Source organism: Enterobacter sp. SM3 (assembly GCF_009811935.2).
GTDB classification, from domain to species: Bacteria; Pseudomonadota; Gammaproteobacteria; order Enterobacterales; family Enterobacteriaceae; genus Enterobacter; species Enterobacter asburiae_D.
Genome location: NZ_CP099971.1, coordinates 3409437 through 3432831 on the forward strand (window position 1 = coordinate 3409437; position 23395 = coordinate 3432831).

At 55.1% G+C, this 23395-nt stretch carries 20 protein-coding genes, 5 tRNA genes and 2 other RNA genes; 14 read left to right on the forward strand and 13 right to left on the reverse strand.

Annotated features, from left to right (window positions below; genetic code table 11):
* The first annotated feature begins 83 nt into the window (after positions 1-83).
* Positions 84-1319, forward strand: a complete 1236-nt coding sequence (locus GVO84_RS15945) for an ion channel protein (protein ID WP_159514632.1) — start codon at positions 84-86, stop codon at positions 1317-1319.
* Here GVO84_RS15945 and ipdC read toward each other — a convergent pair whose 3' ends face one another.
* Positions 1320-2978: an indolepyruvate decarboxylase gene (ipdC, locus tag GVO84_RS15950; protein WP_159514633.1), complete on the reverse strand. Its 1659-nt coding sequence runs from the start codon at positions 2976-2978 to the stop codon at positions 1320-1322. It abuts the gene before it with no gap.
* Positions 2979-3163: 185 nt separating this feature from the next.
* On the opposite strand from ipdC, the gene mgrA reads away from it, so the two are divergent.
* Both mgrA and GVO84_RS15960 read left to right on the forward strand, forming a co-directional pair.
* Positions 3164-4162, forward strand: coding sequence for an L-glyceraldehyde 3-phosphate reductase (gene mgrA, locus GVO84_RS15955; protein ID WP_121425228.1), 999 nt, complete (start codon positions 3164-3166; stop codon positions 4160-4162).
* A gap of 127 nt (positions 4163-4289) precedes the next feature.
* Positions 4290-4631, forward strand: a complete 342-nt coding sequence (locus GVO84_RS15960; protein WP_121425226.1) for a DUF2502 domain-containing protein — start codon at positions 4290-4292, stop codon at positions 4629-4631.
* A gap of 34 nt (positions 4632-4665) precedes the next feature.
* Here the strand turns inward: GVO84_RS15960 and GVO84_RS15965 are convergent, their stop codons facing one another.
* Complete coding sequence (locus GVO84_RS15965; protein WP_063143495.1) at positions 4666-5904, reverse strand: Nramp family divalent metal transporter; 1239 nt, start codon at positions 5902-5904, stop codon at positions 4666-4668.
* Positions 5905-6252: 348 nt separating this feature from the next.
* Here GVO84_RS15965 and GVO84_RS15970 point away from each other — a divergent pair, with 348 nt between their 5' ends.
* On the forward strand, positions 6253-7440 hold the full coding sequence (locus GVO84_RS15970) for a NupC/NupG family nucleoside CNT transporter (RefSeq protein WP_008501591.1): 1188 nt from the start codon (positions 6253-6255) through the stop codon (positions 7438-7440).
* A 44-nt stretch (positions 7441-7484) separates the two neighbouring features.
* On the opposite strand, the gene GVO84_RS15975 is transcribed toward GVO84_RS15970, so the two are convergent.
* The 3 genes from GVO84_RS15975 to GVO84_RS15985 all read right to left on the reverse strand — a co-directional run bounded on the left by GVO84_RS15975 (position 7485) and on the right by GVO84_RS15985 (position 10083).
* The gene (locus GVO84_RS15975; protein WP_159514634.1) at positions 7485-9674 is read right to left on the reverse strand and encodes a sensor domain-containing phosphodiesterase; all 2190 of its coding nucleotides are present in this window, start codon (positions 9672-9674) and stop codon (positions 7485-7487) included.
* Between the two features lie 216 nt (positions 9675-9890).
* Positions 9891-9966, reverse strand: a tRNA-Ala gene (locus GVO84_RS15980).
* Positions 9967-10007: 41 nt separating this feature from the next.
* Positions 10008-10083 (reverse strand) — tRNA-Ala (locus GVO84_RS15985).
* A 217-nt stretch (positions 10084-10300) separates the two neighbouring features.
* On the opposite strand from GVO84_RS15985, the gene GVO84_RS15990 reads away from it, so the two are divergent.
* Positions 10301-10663 (forward strand): YfeC-like transcriptional regulator, encoded by a 363-nt coding sequence (locus GVO84_RS15990; RefSeq protein ID WP_159514635.1) that lies wholly within the window; start codon positions 10301-10303, stop codon positions 10661-10663.
* 1 nt (position 10664) lies between these two features.
* Positions 10665-11048 (forward strand): YfeC-like transcriptional regulator, encoded by a 384-nt coding sequence (locus GVO84_RS15995; protein ID WP_159514636.1) that lies wholly within the window; start codon positions 10665-10667, stop codon positions 11046-11048.
* 53 nt (positions 11049-11101) lie between these two features.
* On the opposite strand, the gene gltX is transcribed toward GVO84_RS15995, so the two are convergent.
* Entirely contained in the window at positions 11102-12517 is a 1416-nt protein-coding gene (gene gltX, locus GVO84_RS16000; protein ID WP_159514637.1) for a glutamate--tRNA ligase, read from the reverse strand.
* Between the two features lie 258 nt (positions 12518-12775).
* Here gltX and GVO84_RS16005 point away from each other — a divergent pair.
* The 5 genes from GVO84_RS16005 (at position 12776) to GVO84_RS16025 (ending at position 13358) form a co-directional block, all read left to right on the forward strand.
* Positions 12776-12851: transfer RNA gene (locus GVO84_RS16005), tRNA-Val, on the forward strand.
* Between the two features lie 41 nt (positions 12852-12892).
* A tRNA-Val gene (locus GVO84_RS16010) sits at positions 12893-12968 on the forward strand.
* 4 nt (positions 12969-12972) lie between these two features.
* Positions 12973-13048: transfer RNA gene (locus GVO84_RS16015), tRNA-Lys, on the forward strand.
* A gap of 29 nt (positions 13049-13077) precedes the next feature.
* A non-coding RNA gene (locus GVO84_RS16020) (RtT sRNA) lies at positions 13078-13203 on the forward strand.
* Between the two features lie 29 nt (positions 13204-13232).
* Positions 13233-13358, forward strand: a non-coding RNA gene (locus tag GVO84_RS16025) — RtT sRNA.
* Positions 13359-13405: 47 nt separating this feature from the next.
* Here the strand turns inward: GVO84_RS16025 and GVO84_RS16030 are convergent.
* The 3 genes from GVO84_RS16030 to xapA form a co-directional block, all read right to left on the reverse strand.
* On the reverse strand, positions 13406-14296 hold the full coding sequence (locus GVO84_RS16030; protein WP_159514638.1) for a LysR family transcriptional regulator: 891 nt from the start codon (positions 14294-14296) through the stop codon (positions 13406-13408).
* A 67-nt stretch (positions 14297-14363) separates the two neighbouring features.
* Entirely contained in the window at positions 14364-15620 is a 1257-nt protein-coding gene (locus GVO84_RS16035) for a nucleoside permease (RefSeq protein ID WP_159514639.1), read from the reverse strand.
* A 51-nt stretch (positions 15621-15671) separates the two neighbouring features.
* Positions 15672-16496, reverse strand: a complete 825-nt coding sequence (xapA, locus tag GVO84_RS16040; protein ID WP_023332947.1) for a xanthosine phosphorylase — start codon at positions 16494-16496, stop codon at positions 15672-15674.
* A gap of 207 nt (positions 16497-16703) precedes the next feature.
* On the opposite strand from xapA, the gene GVO84_RS16045 reads away from it, so the two are divergent.
* Positions 16704-17042, forward strand: coding sequence for a FlxA-like family protein (locus tag GVO84_RS16045; RefSeq protein WP_029740388.1), 339 nt, complete (start codon positions 16704-16706; stop codon positions 17040-17042).
* Here GVO84_RS16045 and GVO84_RS16050 read toward each other — a convergent pair.
* On the reverse strand, positions 17039-17974 hold the full coding sequence (locus GVO84_RS16050; protein WP_159514640.1) for a LysR family transcriptional regulator: 936 nt from the start codon (positions 17972-17974) through the stop codon (positions 17039-17041). The two genes, GVO84_RS16045 and GVO84_RS16050, sit on opposite strands and share 4 nt — an antisense overlap.
* An 89-nt stretch (positions 17975-18063) precedes the next feature.
* On the opposite strand from GVO84_RS16050, the gene GVO84_RS16055 reads away from it, so the two are divergent.
* Positions 18064-19059, forward strand: a complete 996-nt coding sequence (locus GVO84_RS16055) for a bile acid:sodium symporter family protein (protein WP_023332950.1) — start codon at positions 18064-18066, stop codon at positions 19057-19059.
* Here GVO84_RS16055 and GVO84_RS16060 read toward each other — a convergent pair.
* From GVO84_RS16060 to zipA, 3 genes are all read right to left on the reverse strand, one after another.
* Positions 19056-19271 carry a DUF3820 family protein gene (locus GVO84_RS16060; RefSeq protein WP_121425215.1) on the reverse strand — a complete coding sequence of 72 codons (216 nt, stop codon included), beginning with the start codon at positions 19269-19271 and terminating at the stop codon, positions 19056-19058. The genes GVO84_RS16055 and GVO84_RS16060 overlap by 4 nt on opposite strands.
* Position 19272: 1 nt before the next feature.
* On the reverse strand, positions 19273-21288 hold the full coding sequence (gene ligA / locus GVO84_RS16065; RefSeq protein ID WP_159514641.1) for an NAD-dependent DNA ligase LigA: 2016 nt from the start codon (positions 21286-21288) through the stop codon (positions 19273-19275).
* 68 nt (positions 21289-21356) lie between these two features.
* A complete protein-coding gene (gene zipA / locus GVO84_RS16070) occupies positions 21357-22334 on the reverse strand; it encodes a cell division protein ZipA (RefSeq protein WP_023332952.1) in 978 nt (325 codons plus the stop codon).
* Positions 22335-22564: 230 nt separating this feature from the next.
* Here zipA and cysZ point away from each other — a divergent pair, with 230 nt between their 5' ends.
* A complete protein-coding gene (gene cysZ / locus GVO84_RS16075; protein ID WP_159514642.1) occupies positions 22565-23326 on the forward strand; it encodes a sulfate transporter CysZ in 762 nt (253 codons plus the stop codon).
* The last annotated feature ends 69 nt before the right edge of the window (positions 23327-23395 follow it).

The following is a 23395-nucleotide window of genomic DNA, read 5'->3' on the forward strand; positions in this document are numbered from 1 at the left end:
TACCGTTTCAGCACCTTTTGCACTATTGCCATAAAGCTTAATGTGCAAAGTAACGTAATACCGTTTTGTACAAGGAAATCATCATGCTCCACCCGCGAGCCAGAACCATGCTGTTGCTGGCCATTCCGGCGTTAATCATTGGCGTAGCCTCAAGCCTGGTGCTCATTGTCGTGATGAAAGTCGCGTCGGTGCTGCAAACAATATTATGGACAGCGCTTCCGGCAAAACTGGGGGCAACCGCTGAGTCTCCTGCCTGGATCATCATGATGCTGACGTTGACCGGTATTGCGGTGGGCCTGGTGATCCGTTTCAGTCCCGGCCATGCTGGACCAGACCCGGCGCAGGAACCGCTGATTGGCGCCCCGGTTTCCCCTTCGGCACTGCCGGGTCTGATTATCGCATTGATTATCGGTCTGGCGGGCGGCGTTAGCCTGGGACCTGAGCATCCGATTATGGCGGTGAATATTGGCCTGGCGGTTTTCCTCGGTTCACGTATTTTGCCCCGCGTCGGCGCGCTGGACTGGACCATTCTCGCCTCCGCAGGCACCATTGGAGCGCTTTTCGGCACGCCCGTCGCTGCCGCACTGATCTTTTCGCAGACGCTCAGTAGCAATAACGACGTCCCGCTGTGGGATAAGCTGTTTGCGCCGCTGATGGCCGCAGCCGCCGGGGCGTTGACGACCAGCCTGTTTTTCCATCCCCATTTTTCACTCTCCCTTCCCCACTACGGCCAGATGCAGATAGCCGATATTTTCAGCGGCGCCATCGTTGTCGCCATCGCCATCGCGCTGGGGATGGTCGCGGTATGGTGTCTTCCTCGCTTGCACCGGCTGGTGCATAAGCTGAAACACCCGGTGCTAATCCTGGGGGCCGGCGGTTTGATTCTTGGTATTTTAGGGGCAATCGGCGGGACGGTGACATTGTTCAAAGGTCTGGACGAGATGCAGCAGCTGGCCTTCAGCCAGGTGTTCAGCGTCTCCGACTATCTGCTGTTTGCCGTGATTAAGCTGGCCGCGCTGGTGGTGGCTGCAGCCTGCGGTTTCCGCGGTGGACGCATCTTCCCGGCGGTCTTTGTTGGCGTAGCGCTGGGGCTGATGCTGCACGAACATGTCGATGCGGTGCCGGCGGCCATTACCGTCTCCTGCTCTATTCTGGGGCTGGTTCTGGTGGTCACGCGCGACGCGTGGCTCAGCCTGTTTATGGCGGCAGTGGTGGTACCCGATTCAACGCTTTTCCCCCTGCTCTGTATCGTAATGTTGCCCGCCTGGCTCCTGCTGGCGGGCAAACCGATGATGATGGCCTGGCGAAACGACAAGTGATCAGGCGTTATTGCGCGCTTCCAGCGCTTTGGTAAGCGCCCCCAGCAGCGGTGGAATATCAGCTTTCGGCAGCATCACTTCAATCAGCGAGAGCCGCTCGTGGTGCGCGACTTTTTCCAGCACATCCGCCAGCTCCTCCGCTTCACTGACTCGCCAGCTCTGGGCCTGAGGATCAAGGCTCAGGGCCTGCGGGATTTGCGTCCAGTTCCATAGCGCAATGTCGTTATACCGCTGCTCCGGCCCGTGGATCGCCCTTTCCACCGTGTACCCTTCGTTGTTAAGGACCAGAATGATGGGGTGTTGTTTATCCCGCAGCATCGAGCCAAGCTCCTGGATGGTGAGCTGCGCCGCGCCATCCCCCGTTAGCACAATCACGCGCCGGTTCGGGCAGGCGGTTTGCGCGCCAAATGCCGCCGCCAGCGTGTAGCCGATCGATCCCCACAGCGGCTGGACGATAAAATTCACGTCAGCCGGAAGACGAAGGTCGATTGCGCCGAAGGCCGAGGTTCCTTGATCTGCAAGAATGATGTCTCCCGGGCGGATAAACGTCTGCAACGTTTTCCAGAAATTCTCCTGCGTCAGCGAGCCATCCGGCTGCGGATAGGCCATCGCGCTTTGAGAGGCCGGTATCGGCGTATCGCGCACGTGCAGTTTACACAGCTCCACCAGCGTTTCGATTGCCTGAAGCATGGGGATGCCGGTAAACCAGACGTCGCCGACGCGTGAGGCATGAGGCTGAACTTCAATTGTTTGTGACGGGGTTAACTGATGCGTGAAGCCGGCGGTCAGGGTATCGGTAAATCGCGTGCCGATGCACAGCACCGTATCTGCCCCTTCAATCGCCTCCTTTACCGCCCCGGCGCTGGCCGAACCGCTGTAGGTGCCGTAAAAACCGGCGTGACGCTCGTCAAATATGCCTTTCCCCATCAGCATAGTGGCGTGCGCCATCGGCACGTCCTTAACCCATTTCTGTAAGGCATGCTTGAGGCCATGGCGCAGGACAAGGAAATCGGCCAGCAGCGCAGTACGCTTGCTCATGGCCAGCCTGTTCTCTGCGGCATCCCGGAAGGCTTTCAGGCAGGCGCTATCGGCATGTGCGTGCCGTAGAGTGAGAGCGTTTACAGGCGGTGTGGCGGCCTTTTTAGCCACGTCGGCGGGCAACATCAGATAGCCGGGGCGACGTTCCCGGAGCATGGTAGTTAACACCCGGTCAATCTCATAGCAGGCGTTTTGTTCGGTCAGGATCGCCTGTGCAGCGGTGATAGGTTCGCTCATATGGTAAAAATGACGAAACTCACCGTCGCCCAGCGTATGGTGCAGCAGTTCCCCTCTTTGCTGTGACGCCGTCCCCGGCGCGCCCACAATATGCAGCACCGGAACGTGCTCGGCATAGCTGCCCGCAATACCGTTCATCGCACTTAGCTCCCCTACGCCAAATGTCGTCAGCAGCGCGGCGAAGCCCTTACATCGGGCATATCCGTCTGCGGCATAGGAGGCGTTTAACTCGTTGGCACAGCCCACCCAGCAGATATCCGGGCTGTCTATCACATGGTCGAGAAACTGCAGGTTATAGTCGCCCGGCACGCCAAACAGATGATCGGCTCCACAATCTGTAAGACGGTCCAGCAGGTAATCGGCGACGCAGTATGGGGTACGCATAAACAGGTATCCTTCTAATGTTGACCTCACCTTGAGTATTAAATAAGCGTGATGACTGTCCAGAATTGGCGATAAGTAGGGCGTGGAAAGAATGCTTTACAAAAAAGGCTGCGCTATGCTGTTTTTTTTCACGTTAATGTAAACGCATACACTGATTTTTTTCTTCAGCGCCAGAGGTCATAAGAATGGGTTATCAGCCGGACAAAAATCGTTATCGGACAATGGAATATCGCCGTTGCGGCCAAAGCGGGCTCAGGTTGCCCGCCATCTCGCTTGGGCTGTGGCATAATTTTGGCGACACCACGCTTATCGAAAACAGCCGTCAACTTTTACAGCGCGCGTTCGATCTGGGCATTACGCATTTCGACCTTGCCAACAACTATGGTCCGCCACCCGGATCTGCCGAACGTAATTTCGGCCGTATTTTTCAAGAGGATTTCCAGCCCTGGCGCGATGAGCTGATCATCTCCACCAAAGCGGGCTATACCATGTGGGAGGGTCCGTACGGCGACTGGGGGTCACGCAAATATCTGCTGGCGAGCCTGGATCAAAGCCTGAAGCGCATGGGGCTGGAGTATGTCGATATTTTCTATCATCACCGTCCTGACCCGCAAACGCCGCTGCTGGAAACCATGAAAGCGCTTGACCATGCGGTGCGCCAGGGAAAAGCCCTGTATGTCGGGTTATCCAACTACCCTGCAGAACTGGCCCGCAAGGCGATTGATATTCTTGACGATCTCGGTACGCCCTGCCTGATCCACCAGCCGAAATACTCTCTGTTTGAGCGTGCGCCGGAAGCGGGACTGCTGGACGTGCTGCAGGAAAAAGGGGTTGGCTGTATTCCCTTCTCGCCGCTGGCCGGCGGGCAGCTGACCAACCGCTATCTGAACGGCATTCCGGCAGACTCACGCGCGGCAAGCGGCAGTCAGTTCCTTAATCCTGACCAGATCACCGAAGAGAAGCTGGAGAAGGTAAGAAAGCTGAACACCATGGCGCAAGAGCGCGGCCAGAAGCTGTCCCAGATGGCGCTGGCCTGGGTATTACGCCATGAGATTGTGACGTCAGTACTGATTGGGGCAAGTAAAGTGGCGCAGATTGATGACGCCGTGGGCATGCTGGAAAACCGCCATTTCACTGCGGAGGAACTGGCCCGCATAGAAGGGATTCTGAGCAGCTCAAAATAAAACCGCTTTTAGCAAAAAGTGCTCTCACCCAGGAATTCGGAGTTGAGGCGATGAAACGAGGCTTTACCAACTCGTAATATTGCGTTAACAGGCCCAACAAAGGCCCCGATCGTGAAGGAGAAAGAGTATGTTCAGGTCACTGATTCTTGCAGCGGTATTACTGGCTTCAGCCCCGCTGATCGCCACTGCGGGCGAAATCACCCTGTTGCCATCAGTAAAATTACAAATTGGCGATCGTGACGACTACGGCAGATACTGGGACGGTGGCTACTGGCGCGACCGTGACTACTGGAACCGTCACTATGAGTGGCGCGGAGACCGCTGGTGGAAACACGATAACGGCAGACACCGCGGCTGGTATAAAGACAACGCGTATGAGCGCGGCTACCGCGAAGGCTGGAACGATCGTGACGACCGTCGCGGCGGCTGGGGTCGCGGAAAAGGTCACGGTCACGGCCACCATCACTAATAAAAAAAGGAGCCCTTGCGGCTCCTTTTTCTTTTTAGAGTCCCAACGCTGTGCCAATTAGCAGCCACAGGTTCAGCGCCACCACCACCACCACGATGGCCCACCCGGTCCTTTTCACCAGGGTTGAGTTGACCAGCTCGCCCATCAGGGTTTTGTTGCTGGTAAAGATCAGCAGCGGCACCAGCGCCAACGCGATACCAAAACTCAGCAGCACCTGGCTCATGACCAAAATTCGCGTTGGGTCGAGCCCCATCAGAATCACGATGAATGACGGGAGCATGGTAACAGAGCGGCGAACCCAGAGCGGAATATGGAACCGAACAAACCCCTGCATCACCACCTGGCCTGCCAGCGTGCCCACCACCGTCGAAGAGAGACCGGCAGCCACCAGGCTGAGGCCAAATATCGTGGCGGCAGCATGGCTGAGCAATGGCTCCAGCGTGAGATAGGCCTGGTCGAGATCGGCAATACCGGTATGACCGTTGAAGTGGAAAGCCGCGGCTGCGGTAGCCATCATCGCCAGATTGACAAACCCCGCGATGGTCATGGCGATCGCCACGTCCCATTTGGTGGCGGAGTAACGCTCTTTGCGCGTCCCACCGTGGAGATGCTGAGTCAGCGAGGAGTGGAGGTAAATCACATGCGGCATGATGGTCGCCCCCAATACCCCGGCGGCCAGGAACACCGCTTCCGAGGTTGGCAGGCTTGGTATCACCATACCTTTACCGAGCTGCGCCAGATTCGGCTGTGAGAAAATCAGCTCCACGATGTAGGCCGCCGCGACAAACAGCAGCAGACCGCCGATGACCTTCTCCAGCGGCTTTTGGCCCCGACGCTGCAGCATCAGGATCAGGAAAGTGGCAATCCCGGTCAGTACCGCCCCCTGCAACAGCGAAACACCCAGAATCAGCTTAAAGCCAATCGCTGCGCCAATAAATTCAGCGAGGTCAGTGGCCATGGCGATGATTTCAGCCTGGACCCAGTAGAGCCAGACGGCCGGACGCGGATAATGGTCGCGAATTTGCTCCGCCAGGTTTTTACCGGTGGCAATCCCCAGCTTTGCGGAGAGCATCTGAATCAGCATCGCCATCAGGTTAGCCCAGACGACCACCCACAGCAGCTTATAGCCGAAGCTGGCCCCGGCCTGAATATTGGTCGCAAAGTTGCCTGGATCGATATAGCCAATGGCAGCGATGAACGCAGGTCCCATTAATGCGAACCGCAACTTGCGCGCGGCTCTGCCACTGCTACCCTCTACGCGACTGTTTGTCATTTCTGCCTCTGAAATATAGCCTTTGCTATGTTTAATGCTATCAAAATGAGAATGATTATCAAGATCATTTGTGAAGTTTACAGTGATTTCTCTGATAGCTTTGAACGATAGGCGGGCGGGTAAGTGGGGCGATCTAACAGAAACTGAAATCGCGCACGCTTTTGTGAAGACTAGCACACAAACTTAACTTTTCACTCATTTACCTAACATAACAAAAATGTATTGTGGATCACTATTTTTGAGACTCGTCACAGGATGTAACTATAGTGTGTCCTCGATCTCGTTTTCTTTTCGCTTGTTACATAGAATGTGCACGAAAATTAAACCTGCCTCATATTTGGAGCAAATATGGACCGCGTCCTTCATTTTGTCCTGGCACTTGTTGTCGTTACTGCACTTGCATTGCTGGTCAGCACAGACCGCAAAAAAATTCGTATCCGTTATGTTGTCCAACTGCTGGTCATTGAAGTTTTACTTGCGTGGTTCTTCCTGAACTCCAACGTAGGCCTCGGCTTCGTAAAAGGCTTCTCCGAAATGTTCGAAAAACTGCTCGGATTCGCCAACGAAGGGACCAACTTTGTCTTCGGTAAAATGAACGACGAAGGTCTGGCGTTCTTCTTCCTGAAGGTTCTCTGCCCAATCGTCTTCATCTCCGCGCTGATCGGTATTCTGCAGCACATCCGCGTTCTGCCGTTCGTTATTCGTGGTATTGGCTTCCTGTTATCCAAAGTGAACGGCATGGGCAAGCTGGAATCCTTTAACGCCGTGAGTTCCCTGATCCTCGGTCAGTCTGAGAACTTCATCGCGTATAAAGATATTCTCGGCAAAATGTCCCGCAACCGCATGTACACCATGGCGGCAACCGCAATGTCTACCGTTTCCATGTCTATCGTGGGCGCATATATGACCATGCTGGAGCCAAAGTATGTTGTTGCGGCGCTGGTTCTGAACATGTTCAGCACCTTCATCGTGCTGTCGCTGATCAACCCGTACCGCGTTGACGCCAGCGAAGAGAACATCCAGATGTCTAACCTGCACGAAGGTCAGAGCTTCTTCGAAATGCTGGGTGAATACATTCTGGCTGGTTTCAAAGTGGCGATTATCGTTGCCGCCATGCTGATCGGCTTCATTGCGCTGATTTCTGCGCTGAACGCCCTGTTCGCCGCTGTGCTGGGTATCTCCTTCCAGGGGATTCTGGGCTACATCTTCTACCCGGTTGCATGGGTGATGGGTGTTCCGGCTCACGAAGCGCTGCAGGTTGGGAGTATCATGGCAACCAAACTGGTTTCTAACGAATTCGTTGCGATGATGGATCTGCAGAAAATTGCCAGCACGCTTTCTCCGCGCGCTGAAGGCATTCTGTCCGTGTTCCTGGTCTCCTTCGCGAACTTCTCGTCCATCGGGATTATCGCGGGTGCGATTAAAGGTCTGAACGAAGAACAGGGTAACGTGGTTTCTCGCTTTGGCCTGAAGCTGGTTTACGGCTCTACGCTGGTGAGCGTCCTGTCTGCTTCCATCGCGGCACTGGTCCTGTAACCTTTACCGTTAAACAAAAACCGGGAGCCTGGCTCCCGGTTTTTTTATGCCCGCAACTCTTCCAGCGGTTTGGGTTTACCTATCAGGTAGCCCTGCAGGTAATCCACGCCAAAGCGAAGCAGCATCTCGCGCTGGGCCGGTGTTTCTACGTATTCCGCCACAACGCACAGCGATTTCGTCTTCGCCAGATTACACATCGACTGGACGATCATCGCATCCATATCGTCGGTACAAATGTCTTTAACAAAGCAGCCGTCAATTTTAATGATATCTGCCTGCAGGCGTCTGAGACGCTCGTAGTTGGCGTAGCCGGTACCAAAATCATCAATGGCAATCCGGAAACCGTAGTCCCGCAGCTGCTGAATATTGTGAATGCTGCAGCCTGAATTTGAGAAGGCCTGCTCTTCGGTGATCTCAATCACGACGGCCTGAGGCGCAACGCCGTAGCGTTCAAAGAGCGCGCAAATCTCGGTCGCCACCTCTTTTTGCATCAGCGTGAGCGGCATCAGATTGACAGAGAAACGGGCACCAGACTGCGTTGCAGGGTTATCGCGCAGCCACAGCAGTAATTTCTCCATAATGCACATATCAAACCGGTGGCTGAGGTTGAACTGGGCAATCAACGGAATAAAGCGGTCAGGAGTGAAGATCTCGCCCTCGCTCTCCATACGCGCCAGGATTTCGTAATACCCGCTCCCGTCCGCCTTCTGGATCGGCTGCGCGTACAAATGGAATCGATCCGTCTCCAGAGCATGCTTAATCCGCGCCAGCATCAGGACGCGCTCCGTTGTTTGCCCTGATGCCGCCTCGAGGCTATTCGTGAGTGCGAGAACGTTTTGCGCTCCGCTGGCCTGCTCTGCCAGCCAGCTCAGCTGCCCCAGCGTGTGATGCAGCTTTTCGCCATTTTCGACCATTCCCCAGGACGCGCCAAACTCAATATCCAGCCCTGCGTTGTTCCAGAAAATCTTACTGCTGTTGAGCCGATCGACCATATGCTGGAGACGTTCAGCAATTTCCGGCCCCAGTAATACCAGCACCAGCTCGCTTCCCGGGAGCTGGAAGAGCTTCTCATCCTTCTGCAAAAGTGGCTGCAGCGACGTGGCGATCGTGCGTTTGCAATGGACACGCATGAGGATCCCATAGTGGCGGCTCAAAAACTCCAGGTTATCCATACGCAGAATGCTCACTTTTGCATCCGGGTGAGTCTCAAGATACTCCTCCAGCGCGCGAATGTTGGGCAATCCTGTCAGCGGATCGGTGAGCGCCCTGTCCTGCCAGCCCCGCTTGAGCCATTCGCTACGCTGATAGATCCGCGACATGTAAAGCAGACAGATAGCGAAGGAGATAAGCACGGACAGGATAAAAGAGAGCGAATGGCCCGTTTCCACCCCGTTAAGGAAATTGTAGTTGTAGGTCAACAGCAGGAGCGCGGATGCGGACCACTGCAGGGAGATAAGCGCGTAGGTAAGACGGCTTATCGCTAAGGTAAAAAGAATAAAAATCAGCGGCATCAAATAGCCGGCAATGACGGGTGATTCAAAAGGACCGCATAAAATGACGAGAATGAAACTTAAAAGCATCAGCCAGACAAAAATATATAACGAATTCTTGTGAAAAAACACGGGCTTCACGCTTTGCCGCCAGAAGTTCATCGCATAACGAGGATTAATTATCATTCTTAATGGGTAATAGAACATCATGGTAAAAATCAACGCCGCACATATCAGGCTCAGTATATCCACAACGTTATAAATTACCGTTCCTTCACCGAAAAAGGTCGAAATAGTCACCGGAAAATCAAACAAATAGCCCGCCATATACATCGACAGCTTAATACCTATCGGCACGATAAAACCGAGCCAGAATATACGTAAACCGATGTGCTTGTTGGGGATGCCGTAGCGCCAACGCTTACCCAGCATGATGCGCAGAAGGCCGCACGCCGTGAACAGCGCAAAGGTCTGACAAAACAGCAATACTGAATATTGTAGCGGTGCTAAATTAACATAAAATAAATTAGTGACAGTAAAACCTAACAAAATGGGAAGAATTGCCCTGCGCCCAAATAGCAGAACTACCGCCAGCATAACGCTTAGCGGTAGCCATGCTAAATAAACGTCGTGACCATTAACAATTGCGCGGGGAGAAAGATAACGGGAGACAGGTACCGCAATCAGACAAAGTGTCAGGGCAATTATAAATATCTTTACATTATTGTACGTTTTTCTATTCATTAAGATGATGAGTATATTATCCGTTCGAATCATTGACCGGATGGATAATAGGTTTATTAATTGCACGAATCAAGTTCAAGTCTATTTATAGACTGGTTTATTGATGTCGATTGAGGTGAGGTACGAGAATACCTGCTTTTTGATAACAAAATACGGTGGAGGGTGTTACAAGTACATAAAAAAAAACCCTCGTCTTTTGACGAGGGTTTACAATTTTGGTGGAGCTAAGCGGGATCGAACCGCTGACCTCTTGCATGCCATGCAAGCGCTCTCCCAGCTGAGCTATAGCCCCACATGTGACTTTACTAACCACACTCTGTTGGGTTCAGAGTTTGGTGGAGCTAAGCGGGATCGAACCGCTGACCTCTTGCATGCCATGCAAGCGCTCTCCCAGCTGAGCTATAGCCCCATTGTAAAGCTGTCATGTTGACGGGCGGCATAATATGAATTCCGCTGCGGAGTGTCAACGGCAAAATCAATTCCCGCTATTCGATCGCCGAAAAATCATGCAAATGAATCACTTTGCGAGTCTGCTCGCAGTCAGGAGTTAAGCCTGTCACGTTTTCACGTAAAACGGTGCTATAAAATGAGCCGTTAATTAACCCCACAGATATTCAGGAAATTGCATGATCAAGGAACGAATGACGCCAGAAGAGTTAGCCCTCCTCACTGGCTATAGCCGCCAGACCATCAATAAATGGGTACGCAAAGAGGGTTGGATTACGTCACCAAAGCCAGGCGTCCAGGGCGGGAAAGCGCGCCTGGTACATGTGAACGAAAAAGTCCGTGACTTTATCCGCAGCGCACGTCGGGCAAGTGAAACGTCCGAACTGCCAGAAGGTGCCAGCCATGAGGGTTCGCTTCACACCCTACTCCTGACGCTGGCCAATGAAATGACGCCGGAAGAGCAGAAGCAGATGACATCGCTGTTAATGCGGGAAGGGATTACCGGATTGTTGCAACGTTTAGGGATTCGCGATCAGAACTGATATGAAAAAATTACGTAGCAAAATGACCACGGAAGAGCTGGCGGAGAGTTTGGGCGTTGCCAGACAAACGGTTAATCGCTGGATACGCCAGCAGGGGTGGAAAACGGAAGGACTCAACGGCGTGAAGGGTGGTCGGGCACGGCTCATTCATGTAGATGCGCGCGTGAAGGAACATATTATGAGCCTTCCGGCGATCCGTAACCGTCAGGCGGTCTACCATCTCGCGGAGGTCACCACTTCCTACAGTGACCCCTCTTCAAACCTGTCTCTGGGCATTATTGAGACGCTGGAGAGTATGACTCAGCCGGAGCAGAAGCGTCTGGACGCCTTATTGAAACGCGAAGGCATACATGGCTTTCTTACGCGGCTGGGAATCACGGAATAAAAGGCATAAAAAAAAACGGCAGGTTACCCTGCCGTTTTTTATCTGAGGCGTAATTACTGCTGATTTTCACGTTCAGCGATAAAATCCAACGCCTTGTTAATGCGCGCCACGCTGCGTGACTTGCCGATGGCATGAACCGTCACATCCAGCGCCGGAGACTGACCCGCACCGGTCACCGCAACGCGCAGTGGCATACCGACTTTACCCATACCGACTTCCAGCTCGTCTGCCGTCGCCTGAATGGCGTGATGCACATTCTCAGCGGTCCACTCGGTGAGTGCAGCCAGCTTGTCACGCACCACTTCCAGCGGCTGACGCGCAACCGGACGGAGGTGTTTCTTCGCGGCGTCCGCGTCAAACGCATCAAACTCTTCATAGAAGTAGCGACAGCTTTCGGCAATCTCTTTCAGCGTTTTGCAGCGCTCGCCGAGAAGTTTCACCAGATCCGCCAGTTCAGGGCCAGTGCGGGTATCAATATTTGCCTGCTCAATATGCCACTGCAAATACGTCGCCACATATTCTGGCTGCATGGTATTGATGTAGTGATGGTTCAGCCACAGGAGCTTGTCGGTATTAAACGCGCTCGCTGATTTGCTCACAGAGCTCAGAGAGAACAGTTCGATCATCTCTTCACGGCTGAAGATCTCCTGGTCACCGTGGGCCCAGCCCAGGCGCACCAGATAGTTCAGCAGCGCTTCCGGCAGATAACCGTCGTCGCGATACTGCATAACGCTTACCGCACCGTGACGTTTAGACAGTTTTTTCCCGTCATCACCGTTGATCATGGAGACGTGCGCATAAACTGGCACAGGGGCATTCAGCGCCTTCAGGATGTTGATCTGGCGCGGGGTGTTGTTGATATGGTCTTCACCACGGACAACGTGGGTAATTTCCATATCCCAGTCGTCAACCACAACGCAGAAGTTATAGGTTGGGGAACCGTCGGTGCGACGGATGATCAGATCGTCCAGCTCCTGGTTGCTGAATTCAATTGGGCCGCGGATCTGGTCGTCAAAGATCACAGAGCCCTCCTGCGGGTTAGCAAAACGCACCACGCAAGGTTCATCAGCAGCATGCTCGCAGTGGTCGTGGCGGCAGCGGCCGTCATAGCGCGGCTTTTCACCGTTTGCCATCTGCGCTTCACGCAACGCATCCAGACGCTCTTTGGAGCAGTAGCACTTATACGCCGTGCCCGCGACCAGCATCTCATCAATGACGGCGTTGTAACGGTCAAAGCGTTTGGTCTGGAAATACGGGCCTTCGTCCCATTCCAGATTCAGCCAGTTCATCCCATCCATAATGGCTTCAATTGCTTCTGGCGTGGAGCGCTCAAGATCGGTGTCTTCAATACGCAGCACGAACTCACCTTTGTTGTGGCGTGCGAAAAGCCAGGAATAGAGAGCGGTACGTGCACCACCGACGTGCAGATAGCCTGTCGGGCTCGGCGCGAAGCGAGTTTTGATTTTCATGAAATGGCCTTACGTTATAAAGATGCCGGCAATCGGCAAATCCTGGGGAAAAAACGATGGGCAATATTCTATCACTGTGGGGGGATTCCTCAATGTTGATCCCTTTATCGTGACCGAGTTTGCGATTTTTGTTTAGAAATCATGCGCCACAGCCCGTTTCGCGATCGTTTTGTTTAATTTTACGACGAACGAATAAAAACTTTAGAAAATGCGTTGACTCATTTTCAACTCTCCCTATAATGCGACTCCACACAGCGGGGGTGATTAGCTCAGTTGGTAGAGCATCTCCTTTACACGGAGGGGGTCGGCGGTTCGAGCCCGTCATCACCCACCATCTACTTCGGTAGACTCGCAGTGTAGATAAGAATTGAGATTGGGCGATTAGCTCAGTTGGTAGAGCATCTCCTTTACACGGAGGGGGTCGGCGGTTCGAGCCCGTCATCGCCCACCATTTCGGGTCGTTAGCTCAGTTGGTAGAGCAGTTGACTTTTAATCAATTGGTCGCAGGTTCGAATCCTGCACGACCCACCAATGTAAAAAGGCGCCCTAAAGGCGCCTTTTTGCTATCTGCGATATGGATGATTCGAACCTGCAGCAGGTTCGAGCCGAACGCAGTGAGGCACCGGAGCCGTTTACGGCGACGGCCCGAAGGGCGAGCGAAGCGAGTCATCCTGCACGACCCACCAATGTAAAAAGGCGCCCTAAAGGCGCCTTTTTGCTATCTGCGATATGGATGATTCGAACCTGCAGCAGGTTCGAGCCGAACGCAGTGAGGCACCGGAGCCGTTTACGGCGACGGCCCGAAGGGCGAGCGAAGCGAGTCATCCTGCACGACCCACCAATGTAAAAAGGCGCCCTAAAGGCGCCTTTTTGCTATCTACGCTTTGTCTACTTCCCAGCCGTCAACGTCGTAATTAACGTCTTCACCGCGGGCGTCGCCTGCTTCTCGTCATACACTACATATAAATCTGCCGGTATACGCTCTTTCAGCGGGCGGAACACCACGCCCGGCCACTGCATTTGCGCGTAGCTGTCTGCGGCGAGCGTAATCCCCATCCCCATGCTGATCATCGCCAGCACCGTTTGTGGTTCAACGGCTTCGCGCACAATCATCGGCGAAAACCCGGCCTGCTGGCAGACGCGATGTAAAAATGCCCAGTCTGAATGGGCCGACGGCATCGTGACAAAATACTCATCCTGCAATTCTGCGAGCGCAATGGAAGGCTCCCTGACCAGCCGGTGATCTTCCGGCATCGCCACCAGAAAAGCCGCTTCACGCAACCGCAGGCTGGTAAACCCCGCGGTAGGTTCCGTTGCCATTCGCCAGATCCCGACATCCAGCTCCCGGCGCTCAAGCAGCGCCATCTGCATTACCGGCGATTTTTCGCGAAAAACGACATCAACATTCGGATGCTCTTTCAGGAAAGCGCGCATCACCGTGCGCACCTCGCTCCACATGGCGGTGCCGACAATCCCCAGCTCAATGCGCCCTGCCTCACCCCGACCAATTTGCTCGACGCGAGCCAGAGCCTGGTTTGCGCTGGCGAGCAGCCGACGGGACTCTTCCATCAGCACTTTACCGGCATGCGTCAACGCGACGCTTCGCGAGTGGCGAATAAACAGTAACGTGCCCAGCTGACTTTCCAGCTCTTTAATATGCAGGCTTAACGGCGGCTGAGACATGTTGAGACGGGCCGCAGCCCGTCCAAAATGCAGTTCCTCCGCCACGGCCAGAAAATAGCGCAGCAGCTTGAGATCGGTCCGATAGACGCGTTCCATCAAAACATATCCTGGCGATAACACTTATGCGCCTACCTTAAAGCCTTTCAGCGTCCGGAGGGAAAATTTAGTGCGCAACTGTGCGCATCCCGCTGTTTTTACAGGTGTGGCGGTAGTTAAAGCTGAAGTAAAAGACTACCGCGAGCGCCAGGGCATAGGCCGCAAATACCAGCCAGATCGTCTGCCAGTCCTTCACCCCGTCCACCGAGAAATAATCCACTGCCATACCGCTCAATACCGAACCAAAATACGCCCCGATACCGTTAACGGTCGTCATAAACAACCCTTGCGCGCTGGCGCGGATATCGGCGCTGACCTCCTGTTCAACAAATACCGAGCCTGAAATATTGAAGAAGTCGAACGCGCAGCCGTAGACAATCATTGAGAGCATGAGCAGCACAAAGCCCGTCGCGGACGGATCTCCAAAGGCAAATAGCCCGAACCGCAGCATCCAGGCCACCATGCTCATCAGCATAACGGCTTTAATGCCAAATCGTCCGAGGAAATACGGAATGGTCAGAATGAAGAACACCTCGGACATTTGCGAAACGGAGAGCAGGATGGACGGATATTTGACGATAAAGCTATCTGCATACGCCGGATTACGCGCAAAATCATGCAGGAAGGGGCTGCCAAACGTGTTGGTTATCTGCAGCACGGCGCCCAGCAACATCGCGAATAAAAAGAACACCGCCATGCGGGGCTGTTTAAACAGGATAAACGCATTGAGGCCCAGCTTGCTTGCCAGAGACGGAGACGCTTTTGTCTTCGCAACCGGAATGGCCGGTAGCGTCAGAGAATAAAACGCCAGCAGCAGGGACGCGGCAGCCGCAATATAGAGCTGCACGTTGCTCAGCTCCGCCCCCATCAGGCTTATGGCCCACATCGCGGCAATAAAGCCCACGGTGCCATACACCCGCACGCGCGGAAAATGGCTCACCGTATCCAGCCCTGCCTGTTCAAGACAGGAGTAGGAAATGGTGTTCGACAGCGCAATCGTGGGCATGAAGGCCATCGCATTCACCAGCATGACCCAGAACATCAGCCCGGGCTCATTGACCTGCGCGGCATAGCAGAGCGCGACGGCGCAGACGAGGTGGCAAATCACGTAGGCACGGTCGGCCCGCAGCCACTTGTCGGCAATAATCCCCACCAGCGAAGGCATAACGATCGCGGCAAGTCCTTTGGAGCTGTACACCATGCCCACGTCGGAGCCGGTAAAGTGTAGAGTGTTGATCATGTAAGCGCCCAGGGTAACCAGCCAGCTCCCCCAGATAAAATATTGCATAAAGGACATCATCTTTAAGCGAGTCGTGATGTTCATAACCCATTCCTTATAGCAGTGTGGCCCTGGCGGGCCACTTTATTGTTTTATTCAGGCAATATGGCGAAGAAAACCGCAGATAAGATTGATAAAGTTCTGGCGGGAGAGCTCGGCGGCGGCAAGGGTTTGTTCATGCGAGAGTTTGACCTCCCCCAGACCTTCGGCGAGATTGGTAATTGCAGAAACGGCCACGACCTTCAGGCCGCAGTGGCGTGCGGAAATCACTTCAGGCACCACGGACATCCCCACCACATCACCGCCGATAATCTGCATCATGCGGATCTCGGCCGCCGTCTCGAAGTTCGGGCCGGGATAAGAGACAAACACCCCTTCATGCAGCGGGAAGCCTTCTTTCGTTGCCACGGTTTGTAAAACGGCACGGTAATCCGCGTCGTAAGCATTGGCCAGAGAGAAGAAACGATCGCCAAAGCGCTCATCGTTCAGCCCCACCATCGGCGTGCCCGGCATGGTGTTGATATGGTCGCTCAGGGCAACCAGGCTTCCTGGCTGAACCTCCGGGCGCAGCGAGCCCGCCGCATTGGTGCTAAACAGCAGCTCGCACCCCAGCAGCGCAAAGGTGCGGATCGCATCGGTCATGATGGTCATCCCGCGCCCTTCATAGAAATGGCCGCGCCCCTTCATACAGGCCACAGGCACCCCGGCCAGATGCCCGAGCACCAGCTCGCCAGCATGACCATGCACGGTGCTCACCGGGAAGCCCGGCAGCTTTTCGTAGCTCAGGGAAACGGCGTCATCAATCTGGTCGGCGAGCGCGCCCAGGCCAGAGCCGAGAATAAACGCCACGCGAGGCGTGAAGTTCGGCTTAGCGGCGCGAATGATGTCGGCGCAGTACCACGGGTTATTCGAGAGGGTCATAGAGGCTCCTTAAGGATTAAGATCGCGATAGCGAGGATCGCATGACTTACGTCTTATATCCGCAGCCTGCCGGTGACCTCCAATACACTTTCACCGCACCATCAATACTGATTGTGTATCGATGCAACTCCCTGCCAGATATGGCAGTTTTGCTCAAGCTAATCCCGTCGGTGCCGATACTTCTGTTTTATAACGCGAGGAAAAAGTATGACGACCATTCAGGCTTCAACCCAACAGATTCAAACCAGCGGCGCGAGTGGAACTTCGAGCAGTAACGATATCTCTGCGCAAATCACCCGCATTCTCGACAAGATCAAAAAGCTGACTCAGCAGTTAAAAGAACTGGCAAACAGTCCCGTCAGCACCGATGAGAAGAAGAAGCAGCAGGAACTTATTCAGACCCAGATCAAGGTGCTGCAGGCGCAGCTCGCCGCGCTGCAGCGCCAGCAGGCCGAAGAGGCCCAGAAGAAGCAGGATCAAAAGCTGGGCAAAGTGGAAGGGGTGAACAGTCCGTCAGACACTAATCAGATTGATATCTACATCTAATCTTCTGATGCGTTAAACAGTGGGTCGCGTATGCGGGCTTCGGTTAATCGTTGTGCCTGGATACGCACCACTTCCCAGATAGCCTGCGCCGCCCCCGAGAGTGAGCGATTTTTTCGCCGCACCAGCATCAGCTTTCGCTCGACAACGGGCGTTAATCGCCTGACGGCCAGTCGGCTTCCCTGCGGCAGGGGAAGCGCCAGGGCGGGCAACACGCTGATGCCAATGCCGGCTTCCACCATCGGAAACAGCGTCGCCGGGTGACCAATCTCCTGCACGATAGTTGCCTTTACCCCCTGATTCACCAGCGCGGAATCAATCAGCGGACGGCTGCCCGAGGCATAATCCTGTAAAACCAGGTTCGCGCCCTGTAGGGACTGCCAGCTGACCTCCGGCAACGTGGCCAGCGGATCGTCGTCACGGCAGAGCAGCAAAAAGGGCTCAGAAAGCACGCTTTCGCACGCCAGATCGCTCACCTGGCCGGGATCGATAACAATACCAAAATCCACATCTCCCTGGCGGATACTCTCCAGCACCCACTGCTGCGGCCTGTCATGCAGGACAAAATCAATGTCCGGGTAGCGATGGCTGCACTCGGCAATACACTGCGGGATAAGGTGCGCAGAGATCGTCTGACTGGCCGCGACGCGCACGGTCCCCGAAAGCTGCTGCCCCAGCCTCCCCACGTCTCTGAGCGTGCTGTTTAGCTCATCCAGCAGCCGTTCGAGGCGCAGGGCCAGCTGCTGCCCTGCTTCGGTCAACACCACTTCGCGCGTGGTGCGGTCAAGCAACTTCACCCCGGTCTGATTCTCCAGCTCTTTCACGCTGTGGCTGACCGCCGACTGGCTCAGGCCAATCATCTCCCCTGCCCGGCTAAAGCTGCGGGCATGGGCAACGGTGACGAAAATACGAAGCTGACGTAAGGAGTAATTCATCTGTTTAGTTCATGAATGGATGCAATAAATCAATTTTATTTCTCAAATGGAAAAAAGCACAATAGCGATATCTGATTTCAGGAGTCATTATGAAACTATTTCGTATTCTTGATCCGTTCACACTTACCCTGGTAGTTACCGTATTATTGGCCTCGTTTTTCCCGGCTCGCGGCGGTTTCGTCCCATTCTTTGAAGGGCTGACCACGGCGGCCATCGCCCTGCTGTTCTTTATGCACGGTGCCAAACTCTCCCGTGAAGCGATCATTGCAGGCGGCGGACACTGGCGACTGCATCTGTGGGTGATGTGCAGCACCTTCATTCTGTTCCCGATACTCGGGGTGCTGTTTGCCTGGTGGGCACCGGTCAATGTCGACCCAGCCCTGTATACCGGGTTCCTGTATCTGTGCATTCTCCCCGCTACCGTGCAGTCTGCCATCGCCTTTACCTCGCTGGCAGGCGGCAACGTAGCGGCAGCCGTTTGTTCAGCATCCGCCTCCAGTCTGTTAGGGATTTTCGTCTCTCCGCTGCTGGTGGGCCTGCTGATGAACATGCACGGTGCGGAAGGTAACCTGGAGCAGGTCGGCAAAATTTGTCTGCAGCTGCTGCTGCCGTTTGTGCTGGGGCATCTTTCCCGACCGTGGACCGGCGCGTTTGTGGCGAAGCATAAAAAATGGATTTCAAAAACCGACCAGACCTCGATTTTGCTGGTGGTTTACTCCGCCTTCAGTGAAGCGGTGGTAAATGGCATCTGGCACAAGGTGGGTGCAGGCTCGCTGCTGTTTATCGTGGTGGTCAGCATCGTCCTGCTGGCGATTGTGATTGCGGTAAACGTCTTTGTGGCACGCAGGTGCGGCTTCAACAAAGCGGATGAAATTACGATTGTGTTCTGCGGTTCGAAAAAGAGCCTGGCGAACGGTATCCCGATGGCCAACATTCTGTTCCCGACCTCGGTGATTGGGATGATGGTGCTGCCGCTGATGATTTTCCATCAGATCCAGCTGATGGTCTGCGCGGTGCTGGCGCGTCGCTACAAGCGCCAGACCGAGAAGCTGGCGCAGGAAGAGACCCGCGCCGCGAAGGCTTAAGGACGTTTCAGGGGCTGAACCAGCTGGGTCAGCCCCTCGGTTTTGATCAGTAACGTGATAGCCATCAGCTCGCCCAGCCGCCCTGCCGGGAATTGATCCTTGCGGGCAAACCACAGCAGATACTCCTCCGGCAAATCAATCAGCCTGCGGCCCTTATATTTACCGAACGGCATCTCCGTATTGGCGATCTCAACGAGCTGTTCTTTCTCCACGTTACTCTCCTAACAGACGCATCATTTCCGCTTCGTCAATCACCGCAATGCCGAGCTCCTGGGCTTTCGCCAGCTTCGAACCCGCCGCTTCACCGGCGATCACCAGGTCGGTTTTCTTCGACACGCTGCCCGCCACTTTGGCCCCCAGCGCCACCAGACGCGCTTTCGCATCGTCGCGTGAAAGCTGGCTCAGGCTACCGGTCAGGACTACCGTTTTACCGGCGAACGGGCTGTCGATCTCTTCGGCGTTAACCACCACCGGCGCGGGCCACCTGATACCCTCCTCCAGCAGCTTGCCGATGACTTCACGGTTGCTCTCTTCGGCAAAGAAGTTAAAGACGTGCGTGGCGACGACGATGCCGACGTCCGGGACTTTTTGCAGCTCGTCGATGCTTGCCTTTTCCAGCGCCTCCAGCGTGCCAAAGTACGCCGCCAGGCCCGCGGCCGTCGCCTCACCCACTTCACGAATGCCCAGCGCGTACAGGAAGCGGGCGAAGGTGGTCTCTTTGGCGGCTTCCAGCGCGTTCACCACGTTCTGGGCTGACTTTGGCCCCATTCGATCCAGACCGGTCAGTTTACCTGCCGTCAGCCTGAAGAGATCCGCTGGCGTGTGGACATACTCTTTCTCAACCAGCTGGTCGATAATCTTATCCCCCATGCCGTCGACGTCCATTGCGCGACGAGAAACGAAGTGCTTCAGCGACTCTTTACGCTGCGCGCCACAGATTAAGCCGCCCGTACAGCGAGCCACCGCTTCGCCTTCCACACGCTCGACGTCAGAGCCGCACACCGGGCAGTGTGTCGGGAAGACGATCTCGCGCGTTTCGGCAGGGCGTTCTGACTCCACGACGTTAACCACCTGCGGGATCACATCGCCCGCGCGGCGGATCACCACTTTGTCACCAATGCGCAGGCCCAGGCGTTCGATTTCATCAGCGTTATGCAGCGTGGCGTTACTCACCAACACCCCAGCAACCTGCACGGGCTCCAGACGGGCGACCGGGGTAATGGCACCCGTACGGCCAACCTGGAACTCTACGTCACGAACGAAGGTCATCTGCTCCTGAGCAGGGAACTTAAACGCCACCGCCCAGCGCGGCGCGCGCGCCACAAAGCCCAGCTGCTCCTGCAGCGCCAGTGAATTCACCTTGATGACAACGCCATCAATATCAAACCCGAGCGTCGGACGGTCCTCTTCCACCTTGTGGTAGAACGCCAGTACCGCTTCCGGCGAGTCGCAGAGCTGAACGCGGTTGCTCACCGGCAGGCCCCACGCTTTAAACTGCAGCAGACGCCCGAGGTGCGTGTCCGGCAGCTCGCCGCCCTCAAGAATACCCACACCGTAGCAGAAGAAAGTAAGCGGTCGCTTCGCGGTGATACGAGGGTCAAGCTGGCGCAGAGAGCCTGCCGCCGCATTACGCGGGTTAGCAAACACCTTCCCGCCGGTGCGGCGCGCCTCTTCATTTATTTTCTCGAAGCCCGCCTGAGGCAGGAACACTTCACCGCGCACTTCCAGACGCGCAGGAATATTCTCGCCGTGCAGCTTGAGCGGGATCGCACGGATGGTACGCACGTTGGTGGTGATGTCTTCACCCGTTGTACCGTCACCACGCGTCGCGGCACGCACCAGCACGCCGTTTTCATAAAGAATGCTGACCGCCAGACCGTCCAGCTTCAGCTCGCAGCACCAGCTCAGCGAATCACTGCTTTTCAGGCGATCCTGAACGCGCTTGTTAAACGCCAGGAAACTCTCTTCATCAAAGACGTTATCCAGGGACAGCATCGGGACTTCGTGGCGTACCTGACTGAAAGCACCGAGCGGTTCCGCACCGACGCGCTGCGTCGGGGAGTCCGGCGTGATGAGCTCCGGATGCTGAGTTTCCAGCTCGCGCAGCTCGCGCATCAGGCGGTCGTACTCCGCATCCGGTACTTCCGGCGCGTCCATAACATGATAGAGGTATTCATGATGGCGAAGCGTGGTTCGCAGTTCAGTGAGTTGTTGTTCGATTGAGTCCATATCGCACCATCAATGAGAAAAACCCCCGACAGGCGGGGGTTGAGGAGGAGTCGAAGTAAACGCGACGATTACGCGTTGGCTTCCTTAACTTCGCGGATGCGGTCCTGATACTCGCGCAGCTTCTGCGGGGTCATCATTCGACGCTGATCGTCGAGCACCACGCCACCGACTTCATCAGCGATGTGCTGAGCGGACTGCAGCATCAGCTTAAAGTTTTGCAGTTCGTCGCCGTAGGACGGCACCTGCATAAAGATAGTCACGCCCGGGGTCACGAAATCACCGGTCATTTCCGGATCAAAGGTGCCAGGGTTAACCATGTTGGCCAGGCTGAACAGCGCCGGGCCGCTACCGTCAGGGCTCAGGTGGCGATGGAAAATGTTCATATCGCCAAACTTGAAGCCTGCCTGTTGAATACTGTTAAGCAGCACGTCACCGTTGAGATGGCTACCGTGATGCGCGGCCACGTTCATGATGATCACCGCTTCTTTACGCTGCGGTTTTTCAACAACCGGCTCTGGCTCTACAACGGGCTCAGGCTCAACGTGCGGAGCCGGAGCGGGCTGAGGCGCGGGCTGCACGTGAACAGGCTGCTGCGGCTGTTGTACCGGCTGAGCAGGCTGTTGTTGCACGGGCTGCTGCACCGGTTGCTGTTGAACCGGCTGGGCAGGCTGCTGATAGACAGGCTGTTGCGGCGGCTGGCGCACCGGCTCTTCCACAGGCTGCGGCGCTGGCTGGCGCGGCTGTGCAGAAGCATACGGCGGTTGATACTGGTGCTGCGAAGGACGAGGCGCTTCATGCTCCCCATGGCCTGCGCCGGGCGCAGTATTGACCCGATGAACACGAACTTCACCCACGCCGTCGTCATCGCTGCCGTCGATGTCATCTTCACTGTCATCGTCGTCACGACTGGACTTCATGCGCTTCAGTGGGCGATCGCGAAACATCGAGGAACGCTCTTTACGGCTGGTCCAGAAACCATGTACCAGTAAAGCGATTATGGCGATCGCGCCAACAATGATTAATATCAGACGCAAATCCTGCATCATTATATTCTCTGTTGTTCTAACACCTTGCCACCACGGCAAACATTTACTCACTAAGAGTATTTGCCGTTTACGTCAAGTGCAAGTGTGTGCAGAGCATTCACAGCATAAAGATGAAGGAAATCGTGCTTTTTGCTGGTTTTTCGAACATTTCCGAACTGGTCATTGCTCCGTAAGTGGATAATATAGGCGGGCAATTCCACTGGTTGTGTAAAAAGGAGTACAGCCTGGCTATGGTTTCAACATCTTCTTCTCCCCCGCGCAGCGGCGTCTGGTATTTTTCTCAGGGCTGGAAACTGGTCTCCCTACCGGGGATTCGACGCTTCGTCATTCTCCCGCTGTTGATCAACATTATTCTGATGGGCGGCGCGTTCTGGTGGCTGTTCACAAAGCTGGAGAGCTGGATCCCGTCGCTGATGAGCCATGTGCCGGACTGGCTACAGTGGCTTAACTACCTGCTCTGGCCGGTGGCGGTGATCTCCGTGCTGCTGGTGTTTGGGTATTTTTTCTCGACGATTGCGAACTGGATAGCCGCTCCGTTTAACGGTCTGCTGGCGGAACAGCTGGAAGCGCGGCTTACCGGCGCAACGCCGCCGGATACGGGCGTGCTGGGGATCATGAAAGACCTGCCACGCATCATGAAGCGCGAGTGGCAAAAGTTTGCCTGGTACCTGCCCCGCGCGATCGTGCTGCTTATCCTCTACTTTGTGCCAGGCATTGGCCAGACGGTGGCGCCGGTGCTGTGGTTCCTGTTCAGCGCCTGGATGCTGGCCATTCAGTACTGCGATTATCCGTTCGATAACCACAAGGTGCCGTTTAAAGCGATGCGCACCGCCCTGCGCAGCCAGAAGGTCGCCAATATGCAGTTTGGCGCGCTGACCAGCCTGTTCACCATGATTCCCTTCCTGAATCTGTTCATCATGCCCGTCGCCGTCTGCGGCGCGACGGCGATGTGGGTCGACTGCTACCGTGCTAAGCACGCGTTATGGAAATAATGCAAAAATGTGTAAAGCAGGGGTGGCTTATGCCGCCCCTTATTCCATACTGATCCCCATTATTTCCTT

Excerpts from the sequence above, each read along its gene's own strand:
- GVO84_RS15945 (WP_159514632.1), top strand. The coding sequence starts at position 84 with ATGCTCCACCCGCGAGCCAGAACCATGCTGTTGCTGGCCATTCCGGCG.
- ipdC (WP_159514633.1), bottom strand. The coding sequence starts at position 2,978 with ATGCGTACCCCATACTGCGTCGCCGATTACCTGCTGGACCGTCTTACA.
- mgrA (WP_121425228.1), top strand. The coding sequence starts at position 3,164 with ATGGGTTATCAGCCGGACAAAAATCGTTATCGGACAATGGAATATCGC.
- GVO84_RS15960 (WP_121425226.1), top strand. The coding sequence starts at position 4,290 with ATGTTCAGGTCACTGATTCTTGCAGCGGTATTACTGGCTTCAGCCCCG.
- GVO84_RS15965 (WP_063143495.1), bottom strand. The coding sequence starts at position 5,904 with ATGACAAACAGTCGCGTAGAGGGTAGCAGTGGCAGAGCCGCGCGCAAG.
- GVO84_RS15970 (WP_008501591.1), top strand. The coding sequence starts at position 6,253 with ATGGACCGCGTCCTTCATTTTGTCCTGGCACTTGTTGTCGTTACTGCA.
- GVO84_RS15975 (WP_159514634.1), bottom strand. The coding sequence starts at position 9,674 with ATGAATAGAAAAACGTACAATAATGTAAAGATATTTATAATTGCCCTG.
- GVO84_RS15990 (WP_159514635.1), top strand. The coding sequence starts at position 10,301 with ATGATCAAGGAACGAATGACGCCAGAAGAGTTAGCCCTCCTCACTGGC.
- GVO84_RS15995 (WP_159514636.1), top strand. The coding sequence starts at position 10,665 with ATGAAAAAATTACGTAGCAAAATGACCACGGAAGAGCTGGCGGAGAGT.
- gltX (WP_159514637.1), bottom strand. The coding sequence starts at position 12,517 with ATGAAAATCAAAACTCGCTTCGCGCCGAGCCCGACAGGCTATCTGCAC.
- GVO84_RS16030 (WP_159514638.1), bottom strand. The coding sequence starts at position 14,296 with ATGGAACGCGTCTATCGGACCGATCTCAAGCTGCTGCGCTATTTTCTG.
- GVO84_RS16035 (WP_159514639.1), bottom strand. The coding sequence starts at position 15,620 with ATGAACATCACGACTCGCTTAAAGATGATGTCCTTTATGCAATATTTT.
- xapA (WP_023332947.1), bottom strand. The coding sequence starts at position 16,496 with ATGACCCTCTCGAATAACCCGTGGTACTGCGCCGACATCATTCGCGCC.
- GVO84_RS16045 (WP_029740388.1), top strand. The coding sequence starts at position 16,704 with ATGACGACCATTCAGGCTTCAACCCAACAGATTCAAACCAGCGGCGCG.
- GVO84_RS16050 (WP_159514640.1), bottom strand. The coding sequence starts at position 17,974 with ATGAATTACTCCTTACGTCAGCTTCGTATTTTCGTCACCGTTGCCCAT.
- GVO84_RS16055 (WP_023332950.1), top strand. The coding sequence starts at position 18,064 with ATGAAACTATTTCGTATTCTTGATCCGTTCACACTTACCCTGGTAGTT.
- ligA (WP_159514641.1), bottom strand. The coding sequence starts at position 21,288 with ATGGACTCAATCGAACAACAACTCACTGAACTGCGAACCACGCTTCGC.
- zipA (WP_023332952.1), bottom strand. The coding sequence starts at position 22,334 with ATGATGCAGGATTTGCGTCTGATATTAATCATTGTTGGCGCGATCGCC.
- cysZ (WP_159514642.1), top strand. The coding sequence starts at position 22,565 with ATGGTTTCAACATCTTCTTCTCCCCCGCGCAGCGGCGTCTGGTATTTT.